Origin of the sequence: Klebsiella sp. H-Nf2 (assembly GCF_002806645.1) — a bacterium.
In the GTDB taxonomy this organism is placed as follows: domain Bacteria; phylum Pseudomonadota; class Gammaproteobacteria; order Enterobacterales; family Enterobacteriaceae; genus Klebsiella; species Klebsiella variicola.
The window spans coordinates 46,219-59,589 of record NZ_PIBL01000004.1 but is presented as its reverse complement, the minus strand read 5'-3'; the positions used below and the strand labels follow the sequence as shown (position 1 = coordinate 59,589).

The 13,371-nt window shown below is 56.5% G+C and carries 8 protein-coding genes; 4 read left to right on the top strand and 4 right to left on the bottom strand.

Annotated features, from left to right (window positions below):
- Positions 1-216 precede the first annotated feature (216 nt).
- Together glpT and glpQ are read left to right on the top strand one after the other, a co-directional pair.
- Complete coding sequence (gene glpT / locus CWM58_RS12530) at positions 217-1,563, top strand: glycerol-3-phosphate transporter (RefSeq protein WP_100631088.1); 1,347 nt, start codon at positions 217-219, stop codon at positions 1,561-1,563.
- A 9-nt stretch (positions 1,564-1,572) separates the two neighbouring features.
- Positions 1,573-2,640, top strand: coding sequence for a glycerophosphodiester phosphodiesterase (gene glpQ / locus CWM58_RS12525; protein WP_100681037.1), 1,068 nt, complete (start codon positions 1,573-1,575; stop codon positions 2,638-2,640).
- 93 nt (positions 2,641-2,733) lie between these two features.
- Here glpQ and yfaE read toward each other — a convergent pair whose 3' ends face one another.
- The 4 genes from yfaE to ubiG form a co-directional block, all read right to left on the bottom strand.
- Entirely contained in the window at positions 2,734-2,988 is a 255-nt protein-coding gene (yfaE, locus tag CWM58_RS12520; protein WP_002913017.1) for a class I ribonucleotide reductase maintenance protein YfaE, read from the bottom strand.
- Positions 2,988-4,118, bottom strand: coding sequence for a class Ia ribonucleoside-diphosphate reductase subunit beta (nrdB, locus tag CWM58_RS12515; protein WP_061153817.1), 1,131 nt, complete (start codon positions 4,116-4,118; stop codon positions 2,988-2,990). The genes yfaE and nrdB overlap by 1 nt, the downstream gene beginning before the upstream one ends.
- Before the next feature lie 96 nt (positions 4,119-4,214).
- The gene (gene nrdA / locus CWM58_RS12510) at positions 4,215-6,500 is read right to left on the bottom strand and encodes a class 1a ribonucleoside-diphosphate reductase subunit alpha (protein ID WP_061153818.1); all 2,286 of its coding nucleotides are present in this window, start codon (positions 6,498-6,500) and stop codon (positions 4,215-4,217) included.
- A 345-nt stretch (positions 6,501-6,845) separates the two neighbouring features.
- Positions 6,846-7,574 (bottom strand): bifunctional 2-polyprenyl-6-hydroxyphenol methylase/3-demethylubiquinol 3-O-methyltransferase UbiG, encoded by a 729-nt coding sequence (ubiG, locus tag CWM58_RS12500; protein ID WP_100681036.1) that lies wholly within the window; start codon positions 7,572-7,574, stop codon positions 6,846-6,848.
- Between the two features lie 146 nt (positions 7,575-7,720).
- Here ubiG and gyrA point away from each other — a divergent pair, with 146 nt between their 5' ends.
- Both gyrA and rcsC read left to right on the top strand, forming a co-directional pair.
- The gene (gyrA, locus tag CWM58_RS12495) at positions 7,721-10,354 is read left to right on the top strand and encodes a DNA topoisomerase (ATP-hydrolyzing) subunit A (protein ID WP_012967527.1); all 2,634 of its coding nucleotides are present in this window, start codon (positions 7,721-7,723) and stop codon (positions 10,352-10,354) included.
- A gap of 131 nt (positions 10,355-10,485) precedes the next feature.
- Positions 10,486-13,326, top strand: a complete 2,841-nt coding sequence (gene rcsC / locus CWM58_RS12490) for a two-component system sensor histidine kinase RcsC (RefSeq protein ID WP_100681035.1) — start codon at positions 10,486-10,488, stop codon at positions 13,324-13,326.
- Positions 13,327-13,371 lie beyond the last annotated feature (45 nt).

Below are 13,371 nucleotides of genomic sequence, written 5' to 3'. Positions count from 1 at the left end.
GTTTGATTTCGAGCATATTCGCGCGTTATTTGAGCGTGTTATGTGATTTTGTGCTCACAATGGAACGTTTTGTCATATTTCTGTAACAAATTGTGCGATGTTTCACAGTATCAACTCTACGTATTGCCTACCATCGCGACCATATTTGAAGTGGGTGATTAATCTGGGATTTTGTCGTGACGTCAGTAGAAAACAGCAAGGGCCACGGAGGCTGATATGTTAAGTATTTTTAAACCCGCCGCGCATAAAGCGCGTTTGCCAGCAGCGGAGATCGACCCGCTGTATCGTCGATTACGCTGGCAGATTTTCATTGGCATCTTTTTTGGTTATGCCGCTTACTATCTGGTTCGTAAGAACTTTGCCCTGGCGATGCCTTATCTGATTGAGCAGGGCTTCTCCCGTGGCGACCTCGGTTTCGCCCTTTCCGGCATCTCCATCGCCTACGGATTTTCGAAATTCATCATGGGCTCGGTCTCTGACCGTTCGAATCCGCGCATTTTCCTGCCGGCCGGCTTGATCCTCGCCGCGCTGGTGATGCTGGTGATGGGCTTTGTCCCGTGGGCCACCTCCAGCATCATGATCATGTTCGTGCTGCTGTTCCTGTGCGGCTGGTTCCAGGGGATGGGTTGGCCGCCGTGCGGGCGGACCATGGTGCACTGGTGGTCGCAGAAAGAGCGCGGCGGAATTGTCTCGGTGTGGAACTGTGCGCATAACGTCGGCGGCGGTATTCCGCCGCTGCTGTTCCTGCTGGGGATGGCGTGGTTTAACGACTGGCACGCGGCGCTGTATATGCCGGCGTTCGGCGCGATCCTGCTGGCGATTTTTGCCTTTGCGATGATGCGCGATACCCCGCAGTCCTGCGGTCTGCCGCCGATTGAAGAGTATAAAAACGACTATCCGGATGACTATAGCGAAAAGCACGAAGAAGAGCTGACGGCGAAGCAGATCTTTATGCAATACATTCTGCCGAACAAGCTGCTGTGGTACATCGCGGTGGCTAACGTCTTCGTTTATCTGCTGCGCTACGGCATTCTGGACTGGTCGCCAACCTACCTGAAAGAGGTGAAGCACTTCGCGCTGGATAAATCCTCCTGGGCCTACTTCCTCTATGAATACGCTGGGATCCCGGGCACGCTGCTGTGCGGCTGGATGTCGGACAAAGTGTTTAAAGGCAACCGCGGCGCCACCGGCGTGTTCTTTATGACCCTGGTGACCATCGCCACCGTTGTTTACTGGCTCAACCCGCCGGGGAATCCGGGCGTCGATATGGCCTGTATGATCGTCATTGGCTTCCTGATTTACGGCCCGGTTATGCTGATCGGTCTGCATGCGCTGGAACTGGCGCCGAAAAAAGCTGCCGGCACCGCTGCGGGCTTCACCGGTCTGTTCGGTTATCTCGGCGGTTCCGTGGCGGCGAGCGCCATCGTCGGCTATACCGTCGACTTCTTTGGCTGGGACGGCGGTTTTATGGTGATGATCGGCGGCAGCGTGCTGGCGGTTATCCTGCTGGTTATCGTGATGCTCGGTGAACGTCGCCATCACCAACAGCTGAAACAAGCTTAAGGGGCGATGATGAACATGAAATTAACCGCGCTGATGAGCGGCATGATCCTCGCCGGTTCGGCGCTGTGCTCCAGTGTCGTCGCAGCAGAGAAAATGGTCATCGCGCACCGCGGGGCCAGCGGCTATCTGCCGGAACATACCCTGCCGGCGAAGGCGATGGCCTACGCCCAGGGAGCGGATTACCTTGAGCAAGACCTGGTGATGACCAAAGACGACCGGCTGGTGGTGTTGCACGACCACTATCTCGATCGGGTGACTGACGTGGCCCAGCGTTTCCCACAGCGGGCGCGTAAAGATGGCCGTTTCTACGCCATCGACTTTACCCTGGCCGAGATTAAGTCGTTGAAGTTTACCGAAGGTTTTGAGCCGAAAGAGGGCAAGAACGTGCAAACCTATCCTGGCCGTTTCCCGATGGGAAAATCTGATTTCCGCATTCATACCTTTGAAGAAGAGATTGAGTTTGTCCAGGGGCTGAACCACTCGACCGGCAAAAATATCGGTATCTACCCGGAAATCAAAGCGCCGTGGTTCCACCATCAGGAAGGCAAAGATATTGCTGCCAGCACGCTGAAAGTGCTGAAGGAATATGGCTATACCAGCAAGCAGGATAAGATCTATCTGCAGTGTTTTGACGCCAACGAGCTGAAGCGCATTAAAAATGAGCTGGAACCGAAGATGGGTATGGATCTCAATCTGGTGCAGCTCATCGCCTATACCGACTGGAATGAAACCCAGCAGAAACAGGCAGATGGCAAATGGGTGAACTACAGCTACGACTGGATGTTCCAGCCGGGTGCGATGGCGCAGATTGCGCAGTACGCCGACGGTATTGGCCCGGATTACCATATGCTGGTGGCGGCAGGCTCGAAGCCGGGGGCGGTGAAGCTGACGGCGATGGTGAAAGAGGCGCATGCCAGCCATCTGCAGGTGCATCCGTACACCGTGCGTGCGGATCAGCTGCCGGAGTACGCGACTAACGTTAATCAGCTCTATGACCTGCTGTATCACCAGGCGGACGTCGACGGCTTGTTTACCGATTTCCCGGATAAAGCGGTGCAGTTCCTGGACGCGAAATAAAACAAAAGGGCCGTAAGGCCCTTTTATGTTTTCCCCCTCTCCCTGTGGGAGAGGGCCGGGGTGAGGGCATCAGGCCGCACACATCGACAACACTTACATCTCGATCTCAATATCGCCCTTTGCCCGGCAGCAGCAGGGCAAAATCTCTCCCGGCTGGATAAACGCCAGCGGCTCGGTCAGCCAGTCAACCTGGCCGGAGACCAGACGGGTGCGACAGGAACCGCAATAGCCTTCACGGCACTGATACTCCACGTCGATATTATGCGACTCCAGCGCCGCCAGCAGGGAAGGGTGTTCATCCTGACACTCAAGGCGAGTGTCAGAGATTTTCAGGAAAATCCGCTTCATTACAGCTGGAAGTTGCTCAGGTCGTCGGCGTCGACTTCAGCGTCGATCTGGCCCACGAGATACGAGCTGACCTCTACTTCCTGCGGTGCCACCTGGACGTTATCGGAGACCAGCCAGGTATTGATCCACGGGATCGGGTTTGAGCGGGTCTGGAACGGCAGATCGAGGCCCACCGCCTGCATGCGGATATTGGTGATGTACTCGACGTACTGGCAGAGAATATCTTTGTTCAGGCCGATCATCGAGCCGTCGCGGAACAGATAGTCCGCCCACTCTTTCTCCTGCTGCGCCGCCAGCACGAACAGGTCATAGCACTCCTGTTTGCACTCTTCGGCGATTTCCGCCATCTCCGGATCGTCGCTGCCGGAGCGCAGCAGGTTCAGCATATGCTGGGTGCCGGTCAGGTGCAGCGCTTCATCGCGAGCGATCAGGCGGATAATTTTGGCGTTGCCTTCCATCAGCTTGCGCTCGGCGAAAGCGAAGGAGCAGGCGAAGCTGACGTAGAAGCGGATTGCTTCCAGGGCGTTAACGCTCATCAGGCACAGATACAGTTTCTTTTTCAGCTCGCGCAGATTCACGGTCACGGTTTTACCGTTGACGGTGTGGGTGCCTTCGCCCAGCAGGTGCCAGTAGCTGGTCATTTCGATCAGCGAATCGTAATAGTGAGAGATACCTTCCGCACGCTTCTGGATCTGCTCATTGGTCACGATATCGTCGAACACGGTCGCCGGATCGTTGACGATGTTGCGGATGATATGGGTGTAGGAGCGCGAGTGGATGGTCTCGGAGAAGGCCCAGGTTTCCACCCAGGTTTCCAGCTCCGGGATGGAGATCAGCGGCAGCAGCGCGACGTTCGGGCTGCGGCCCTGGATGGAGTCAAGCAGCGTCTGGTACTTCAGGTTGCTGATGAAAATATGTTTTTCATGTTCCGGCAGCGCCTGGTAGTCGATGCGATCGCGGGAAACATCGACTTCTTCCGGACGCCAGAAGAAAGAGAGCTGCTTTTCAATCAGCTTTTCAAAGATGTCATATTTTTGCTGATCGTAGCGGGCCACGTTAACCGGCTGGCCAAAAAACATCGGCTCAAGTAGCTGATTGTTTTTCGTCTGTGAAAAAGTGGTGTATGCCATTGAAGTGAGTCCTGTTGAAATGTATTGCCCGGTAGCACTGCGCGGGCCTACAAAATCGTAGGCCGGGTAAGCGTAGCGCCACCCGGCAAAAATAACTTAGATCTTACAAGCGCCGCTTTCGCAGCCATCGTCCTGGATAGACGGTGCCAGGTCATCCTGAGCATCTTCTGCGCCATCACGGGTGTTGTGATAGTACAGCGTTTTGACGCCGAATTTATAGGCGTTGAGCAGGTCTTTGAGCAACTGCTGCATCGGCACTTTTCCGGAAGGGAAGCGCGTCGGATCGTAGTTGGTGTTGGCAGAGATAGACTGGTCGATAAACTTCTGCATGATACCGACCAGCTGCAGATAACCGTCGTTGTTCGGCATTTCCCACAGCAGCTCGTAGGCGTTCTGCAGGTTTTCGTAATCCGGCACCACCTGGCGCAGGATACCGTCCTTGGACGCTTTGATACTGACGTGGCCGCGCGGCGGCTCAATGCCATTGGTGGCGTTGGAGATCTGCGAAGAGGTTTCGGACGGCATCAGCGCGGAGAGCGTGGAGTTACGCAGACCGTGGGTTTTAATGGATTCGCGCAGTTGCTCCCAGTCGAAATGCAGGGATTCGCTGACGATCGCATCCAGGTCTTTCTTATAGGTATCGATCGGCAGGATGCCCTGCGCGTAGGTGGTTTCATTGAACCACGGGCAGGCGCCTTGCTCGATAGCCAGTTCGTTGGAGGCCTTCAGCAGGTAGTACTGAATCGCTTCGAACGTTTTGTGGGTCAGGTTGTTGGCGCTGCCGTCGGAGTAGCGTTTGCCATGCTTCGCCAGATAGTAAGCGAAGTTGATCACGCCGATGCCCAGCGTACGGCGGCCCATCGCGCCGCGTTTGGCGGCCGGGATCGGGTAATCCTGATAGTCGAGCAGCGCATCCAGGGCACGCACCGCCAGTACCGCCAGCTCTTCCAGCTCGTCGAGGCTGTCGATAGCGCCGAGGTTGAAGGCCGACAGGGTGCACAGCGCGATTTCGCCGTTTTCATCGTTGACGTCTTCCAGCGGTTTGGTCGGTAGGGCAATTTCCAGGCACAGGTTAGACTGACGCACCGGGGCGACCACCGGATCGAACGGGCTGTGGGTGTTACAGTGGTCGACGTTCTGGATGTAGATACGACCGGTAGAGGCGCGCTCCTGCATCATCAGCGAGAACAGCTCAACGGCTTTAATACGTTGCTTGCGAATGCTGTCGTCCTGCTCGTACTGGGTGTACAGGCGCTCGAACTCGTCCTGATCGGCGAAGAAGGCGTCATACAGGCCCGGGACATCGGAAGGGCTGAACAGGGTAATGTCGCCGCCCTTCAGCAGACGGGTATACATCAGCTTGTTGATCTGCACCCCGTAGTCCATGTGACGAACGCGGTTGGCATCGGTACCGCGGTTGTTTTTCAGCACCAGCAGGCTTTCCACTTCCAGATGCCACATTGGGTAGAAGAGGGTCGCCGCGCCGCCGCGAACGCCGCCCTGCGAGCAGGATTTCACCGCGGTCTGGAAGTGTTTGTAGAACGGGATACAGCCGGTATGGAAGGCTTCGCCGCCGCGGATCGGGCTGCCCAGCGCGCGAATGCGGCCGGCGTTGATACCGATACCGGCGCGCTGGGAAACGTATTTCACAATCGCGCTGGAGGTGGCGTTGATGGAATCCAGGCTGTCGCCGCACTCGATCAGCACGCAGGAGCTGAACTGACGGGTCGGGGTACGCACGCCGGACATGATCGGCGTCGGCAGCGAGATTTTAAAGGTGGACACCGCGTCGTAGAAACGCTTGATGTAGTCCAGACGCGTTTCGCGCGGGTAGTTAGAGAACAGGCAAGCGGCGACCAGAATGTAGAGGAACTGCGCGCTCTCGTAAATTTCGCCGGTAACGCGGTTTTGTACCAGGTACTTGCCTTCCAGCTGCTTAACGGCCGCGTAAGAGAAGTTCATATCGCGCCAGTGATCGAGGAAACCGTCCATCTGCTGGAACTCTTCTTCCGTGTAGTCTTCCAGCAGATGATGATCGTATTTACCCTTCTCGACCATCTTCACCACGTGATCGTAGAGCGCCGGCGGCTCAAACTGGCCGAAGGCTTTTTTACGCAAATGGAAAATCGCCAGACGCGCGGCGAGGTACTGGTAATCCGGCGCGTCGCGGGAGATCAGGTCCGCGGCGGCTTTAATAATGGTTTCGTGGATGTCCGCGGTTTTGATGCCGTCATAGAACTGGATATGGGAGCGCAGTTCTACCTGGGAGATCGAAACGTTATTCAGTCCTTCTGCCGCCCAATCCAGTACGCGATGGATTTTGTCGAGATTGATGCGCTCGGTGGTCCCGTCGCGCTTTGTCACCAGCAGACTCTGATTCATGTGGATTTTACCTGTCCGTGAAAGAAAATATCCCCCGTTTATCCACAGAAGGCCGTTGTGACTAACTCTGTGGATAAATACTATATGTAGGGGGTTGTCGATAAAAAGAACGCTATATGGTGAGTTATTTTAGTAAGGAATCTTTTGAGTACAAGGGTTGATTTTGACGTTAAATTGAGGTTGCGGAAGGGTAATAATCCTCAAGTCCACGTCGCATAAGGCCTGGAGAAGAAGTCAATAAAACAGAAAAAAAAATGAAAATTTGATCGAGTGCTGATTTCTTCATCGGAAGAAATAATCACGCGGCTTGATGCCGCGCAATCATCATAAGCGCAGGTGCTGACCTCAGTCCTGTTGGGCGGTGGTGTGCAACATATAGTTAACATCAACCCCCGGCGCTAACTTGAAGGTGTTGGTCAGCGGATTGTAATGCAGACCGATGATATGCTGCTCTTTCAGAGTAGTCTGATCTACCCAGCTCAGCAGTTCGGCCGGTTTGATAAACTTCTTCACATCATGAGTGCCCTTGGGCACCATCTTCATGACGTATTCCGCGCCCACCACCGCCATTAGCCAGGCCTTGCCATTGCGGTTGATGGTGGAGAAGAAGACCTGGCCGCCGGGCTTCACCAGCCGCGCGCAGGCGTGCACCACCGACTGTGGATCGGGGACGTGCTCCAGCATCTCCATGCAGGTCACGACGTCATACTGCTGCGGATGCTTCGCGGCATGTTCCTCAACCGTTTCCTGAACATAGTCCACCTGAATACCGCTCTCCAGGGCGTGCAGTTTCGCGACCTGCAGCGGTTCGGCACCCATGTCCAGTCCGGTGACCGTCGCACCTTCGCGCGCCATGCTCTCGGCGAGAATGCCGCCGCCGCAGCCGACATCGAGGACTTTTTTACCGAACAGGCCGCCGGAGCGTTCGGCGATATAGCCCAGCCGCAGCGGGTTGATGCGGTGGAGCGGTTTGAACTCGCCCTCCAGATCCCACCAGCGCGAGGCGACGGCTTCGAATTTGGCGATTTCAGCATGATCGACGTTAGGGGCTACCGACGTTTTTTCGGCATTCATGGGCGCTTTTACTCCTTTTCTGTTCAGACCTGTGAGTATATCAGCAGCGCGCCATGAATAAACCGTATTGCTTTACCTCTATTAGCGCGGCTGTGTTATAATTTGCGACCTTTGAATCCGGGAAACAGTAGAGGGATAGCGGTTAGATGAGCGACCTTGCGAGAGAAATTACACCGGTCAACATTGAGGAAGAGCTTAAGAACTCTTATCTGGATTACGCGATGTCGGTCATTGTTGGCCGTGCGCTGCCGGATGTCCGAGATGGCCTGAAGCCGGTACACCGTCGCGTACTTTACGCCATGAACGTATTGGGCAATGACTGGAACAAAGCCTATAAAAAATCAGCCCGTGTCGTTGGTGACGTAATCGGTAAATACCACCCGCACGGCGACTCCGCGGTATATGACACCATCGTCCGTATGGCACAGCCGTTCTCGCTGCGCTACATGCTGGTGGACGGCCAGGGTAACTTTGGTTCCATCGACGGCGACTCCGCCGCGGCGATGCGTTATACCGAAATTCGTCTGGCGAAAATCGCTCATGAGCTGATGGCCGATCTTGAAAAAGAGACGGTCGATTTCGTCGACAACTATGACGGTACGGAGCGTATTCCGGACGTCATGCCGACCAAAATTCCTAACCTGCTGGTGAACGGTGCCTCCGGGATCGCGGTAGGGATGGCCACCAACATACCGCCGCATAACCTGACGGAAGTGATTAACGGCTGTCTGGCGTATGTTGACGATGAAGACATCAGCATTGAAGGGCTGATGGCGCATATTCCAGGCCCTGATTTCCCGACCGCCGCCATTATTAATGGCCGTCGTGGCATTGAAGAGGCCTACCGCACCGGTCGCGGTAAAGTCTACATCCGCGCGCGCGCGGAAGTGGAAGTGGACGCGAAATCCGGCCGCGAAACCATCATCGTGCACGAAATTCCGTATCAGGTGAACAAAGCGCGCCTGATTGAGAAAATCGCCGAGCTGGTCAAAGAAAAACGCGTGGAAGGCATCAGCGCGCTGCGTGACGAGTCTGATAAAGACGGGATGCGCATCGTGATTGAAGTGAAGCGCGATGCGGTAGGGGAAGTGGTGCTCAACAACCTCTATTCCCAGACCCAGCTGCAGGTCTCCTTCGGCATCAACATGGTTGCTCTGCACCATGGTCAGCCGAAGATCATGAACCTGAAGGACATCATCGCCGCGTTTGTACGCCACCGCCGCGAAGTGGTGACCCGCCGTACGATTTTCGAACTGCGCAAAGCACGCGACCGGGCGCATATCCTCGAAGCGTTGGCCGTTGCGCTGGCCAACATCGACCCGATTATCGAACTGATCCGTCGCGCGCCGACCCCGGCAGAAGCGAAAGTGGCGCTGGTTGCCCAGGCGTGGGATCTCGGTAACGTTGCGGCGATGCTGGAGCGCGCCGGTGATGACGCTGCGCGTCCGGAATGGCTGGAGCCAGAGTTCGGCGTGCGCGACGGTAAATACTATCTGACCGAGCAGCAGGCCCAGGCGATTCTGGATCTGCGTCTGCAGAAACTGACCGGCCTTGAGCATGAAAAACTGCTCGACGAATATAAAGAGCTGCTGGAGCAGATCGCGGAACTGCTGCACATTCTCGGCAGCGCCGACCGTCTGATGGAAGTGATTCGCGAAGAGCTGGAGCTGATCCGCGACCAGTTCGGCGACGAACGTCGTACCGAAATCACTGCCAACAGCGCTGATATTAACATCGAAGATCTGATCAACCAGGAAGACGTGGTGGTCACCCTGTCGCATCAGGGCTATGTGAAGTATCAGCCGCTGACCGACTACGAAGCACAGCGTCGTGGCGGCAAAGGCAAGTCAGCAGCACGCATTAAAGAAGAAGACTTCATTGACCGCCTGCTGGTGGCTAACACCCATGACACCATCCTCTGCTTCTCAAGCCGTGGTCGTCTGTACTGGATGAAGGTCTATCAGCTGCCGGAAGCCAGTCGCGGCGCGCGCGGTCGTCCGATCGTCAACCTGCTGCCGCTGGAAGCCGATGAGCGTATCACCGCCATCCTGCCGGTCCGCGAGTACGAAGAGGGCGTCAACGTCTTTATGGCGACCGCCAGCGGTACCGTGAAGAAAACCGCGCTGACCGAGTTCAGCCGTCCGCGTTCCGCCGGTATCATCGCGGTCAATCTGAACGAAGGCGATGAGCTGATCGGCGTCGATCTGACCTCCGGTCAGGACGAAGTGATGCTGTTCTCCGCGGCCGGTAAGGTCGTACGCTTTAAAGAAGACGCCGTTCGCGCCATGGGCCGTACCGCCACCGGCGTACGCGGCATCAAGCTGGCGGAAAATGACAGCGTTGTCTCGCTGATTATTCCGCGCGGCGAAGGCGCCATCCTGACGGTAACGCAAAACGGTTACGGTAAACGTACCGCAGCGGCGGAGTATCCGACCAAATCGCGTGCCACTCAGGGCGTTATCTCGATCAAAGTCACCGAGCGTAACGGTTCCGTGGTGGGCGCCGTGCAGGTGGATGACTGCGATCAGATCATGATGATCACCGACGCCGGGACGCTGGTTCGTACCCGCGTTTCCGAGGTGAGCATCGTGGGCCGTAACACCCAGGGCGTGATCCTCATCCGCACCGCGGAAGATGAAAACGTGGTGGGTCTGCAGCGCGTGGCAGAGCCGGTGGACGACGAAGAACTGGATGCCATCGACGGTAGCGTAGCGGAAGGCGATGACGATATCGCCCCGGAAGCGGATACCGATGACGACATCGCCGAAGACGAAGAGTAATCGTCCGCGGTAAATGTTCTGAAAGGGCCGGGTATTCTCCCGGCCCTTTTTGCATTAACATTGCGGCAAAGCTGGTTTACCGCTACTTTAACCCCATTCTGTTGAGTCCCTGACGGCCGAGCATCGCCACATTGAAATATCTTGCCTCGTTTCATACAACCCTGAAGGTTTCACGTTATCTGTTCAGAGCGCTGGCGGTATTACTGTGGCTGCTGATTGCGTTTGTCTCTGTGTTCTATATCGTCAATGCCCTGCACGAGCGGGAAGCCGAGATCCATCAGGAGCTCAATCTCAATGCCGATCAGGCCCAGCGCTATATTCAGCGTACGGCGGATGTGATTAAAGAGCTGAAGTACGTCGCCGGTAACCGCCTGTCGGCAGGGGATGCGGTAGCGCAAGGGCAAAATAGCGATATAGCAGTGCCCAACTTTGAACCCCTGTACCCTGATTCCGATTGCAGCGCGATGAGCACCACCTGGCGTAATTCGCTGCAATCGCTGGCGTGGTTTATGCGCTACTGGCGGGATAATTTTACCGCTGCCTACGACCTTAACCGCATCTTTCTCATTGGCAGCGATAACCTCTGCATGGCCAACTTTGGCCTGCGGGATGTGCCGATTGAGCGCGATCAGGCGCTGAAAGTCCTGCATCAGCGCATTGAGCAATATCGCAACGCGCCGCAAAACGAGCGCGGCAACAACCTGTTCTGGATAAGCCAGGGCGTGCGTCCCGGCGTGGGCTACTTTTATGCCCTGACCCCGGTCTATATGGCCAACCGTCTGCAGGCGATGCTCGGCGTGGAGCAGACCATCCGTATGGAAAGCTTCTTCACGCCGGGCAGTTTGCCGATGAGCGTGACGATTTTTGACGATAACGGCCAGCCGCTGATCTCGCTGGCCGGTGCGGAAGGCAAAATCCAGAGCGAAGCGAAGTGGATGCAGGAGCGGATGTGGTTTGGCTACAGCGCCGGCTTTCGCGAGCTGGTGCTGAAAAAAAGCCTGGCGCCGTCCTCCTTAAGCATCGTCTATTCCGTTTCGGTAGACCAGGTGCTGGAGCGGATCCGCATGCTCATCATCAACGCCATCATTCTCAATATCCTGACCGGGGCAATGCTGTTTGCGCTGGCGCGAATGTATGAGCGGCGCATTTTTATCCCGGCGGAAAATGATGCTCAGCGACTGGAAGAGCATGAACAGTTCAACCGCAAAATCGTGGCCTCCGCCCCGGTGGGGATCTGTATTCTGCGCACCGTCGACGGGACCAATATTCTCAGTAACGAGCTGGCGCACAACTATCTGAACATGCTGACCCATGAGGATCGCCAGCGGCTGACGCAGATTATCTGCGGCCAGCAGGTCAACTTTGTCGATGTGCTGACCAGCAACCATACCAACCTGCAGATTAGCTTTGTCCATTCGCGTTATCGCAATGAAAACGTCGCCATCTGCGTGCTGGTGGACGTTTCCGCCCGCGTGAAAATGGAGGAGTCGCTGCAGGAGATGGCCCAGGCGGCTGAACAGGCCAGCCAGTCGAAATCGATGTTCCTCGCGACCGTCAGCCATGAGCTGCGTACCCCGCTATACGGCATCATCGGTAACCTCGATCTACTGCAGACGAAGGCCCTGCCGAAGGGCGTTGATCGCCTGGTGACGGCGATGAACAACTCTTCCAGCCTGCTGCTGAAAATCATCAGCGATATTCTCGATTTCTCGAAAATCGAGTCTGAACAGTTGAAGATCGAGCCGCGGGAGTTTTCCCCACGTGAAGTGATGAACCATATTTCTGCCAACTATCTGCCGCTGGTGGTACGCAAGCAGCTGGGTCTGTACTGCTTTATCGAGCCGGATGTCCCGGAGCAGATGTCCGGCGACCCGATGCGCCTGCAGCAGGTGATCTCTAACCTGCTGAGCAATGCAATCAAGTTCACCGACACCGGCTGTATTATCCTGCACGTCCAGTGTGCGGGGGATTATCTGCAGATTAGCGTCCGCGATACCGGGGAGGGGATCCCGGCGAAAGAGGTGTTGCGCCTGTTCGACCCCTTCTTCCAGGTGGGGACCGGCGTGCAGCGAAACTTCCAGGGCACCGGCCTTGGCCTGGCGATCTGTGAAAAGCTGATCAGCATGATGGATGGCGATATCGCCGTGGAAACGGAGCCGGGGATGGGCAGCCGCTTTACCATCCGTATCCCGCTGTATGGCGTGCAGAATACACCGCAGGTGACGGCGGACGGTTTCGCTGGCAAGACCTGCTGGCTGGCAATCCATAATACCTCGCTGGCGATGTTCGTCACGTCGCTGCTCAGCTATCACGGCCTGTCGGTACGCCGCCATGCCGGAGAAACGCCGGATGCCGACGATGTCTTGCTGACTGACGATGAAGCGCAGGCGGGTTGGCGGGGAAGTGCGATGGTCATCTTCTGCCGCCGCCATATCGGCATCCCGCAGGAGCGAGCCGCCGGTGAGTGGCTGCACAGCGTGACGACGCCGCATGAACTGCTGCCGCTGCTGGGGCGTATTTTCCACGTCGCCCTCGACAGCGCGGAGAATAGCCGGGCGCTGATGGCGCCGGACGCGCAGATCGGTAATAACGACGACATGATGATCCTCGTGGTCGACGATCACCCGATTAACCGCCGTCTGCTGGCGGATCAGCTGGGATCGCTCGGCTACCAGTGCGTGACCGCTAACGACGGGGTCGACGCGCTCAACGTACTTAGCAAACAGCATATCGATATCGTGCTCAGCGACGTCAACATGCCTAATATGGATGGTTATCGTCTGACGCAGCGCATTCGTCAGCTTGGCCTGACGCTGCCGGTGATCGGCGTCACCGCCAATGCTCTGGCGGAAGAGAAGCAGCGCTGTCTGGAATCGGGGATGGACAGCTGCCTGTCCAAGCCGGTCACCCTCGACGTGCTGAAGCAAACGCTGACGGTGTATGCGGCGCGGGTGCGTAAAGGGCGGGAATAACGAGGAACTCCGTCTCGCCGGGGCGAGACGGAGAAAGCAAAGGGA

Excerpts from the sequence above, each read along its gene's own strand:
- glpT (WP_100631088.1), top strand. The coding sequence starts at position 217 with ATGTTAAGTATTTTTAAACCCGCCGCGCATAAAGCGCGTTTGCCAGCA.
- glpQ (WP_100681037.1), top strand. The coding sequence starts at position 1,573 with ATGAACATGAAATTAACCGCGCTGATGAGCGGCATGATCCTCGCCGGT.
- nrdB (WP_061153817.1), bottom strand. The coding sequence starts at position 4,118 with ATGGCATACACCACTTTTTCACAGACGAAAAACAATCAGCTACTTGAG.
- yfaE (WP_002913017.1), bottom strand. The coding sequence starts at position 2,988 with ATGAAGCGGATTTTCCTGAAAATCTCTGACACTCGCCTTGAGTGTCAG.
- ubiG (WP_100681036.1), bottom strand. The coding sequence starts at position 7,574 with ATGAATGCCGAAAAAACGTCGGTAGCCCCTAACGTCGATCATGCTGAA.
- gyrA (WP_012967527.1), top strand. The coding sequence starts at position 7,721 with ATGAGCGACCTTGCGAGAGAAATTACACCGGTCAACATTGAGGAAGAG.
- nrdA (WP_061153818.1), bottom strand. The coding sequence starts at position 6,500 with ATGAATCAGAGTCTGCTGGTGACAAAGCGCGACGGGACCACCGAGCGC.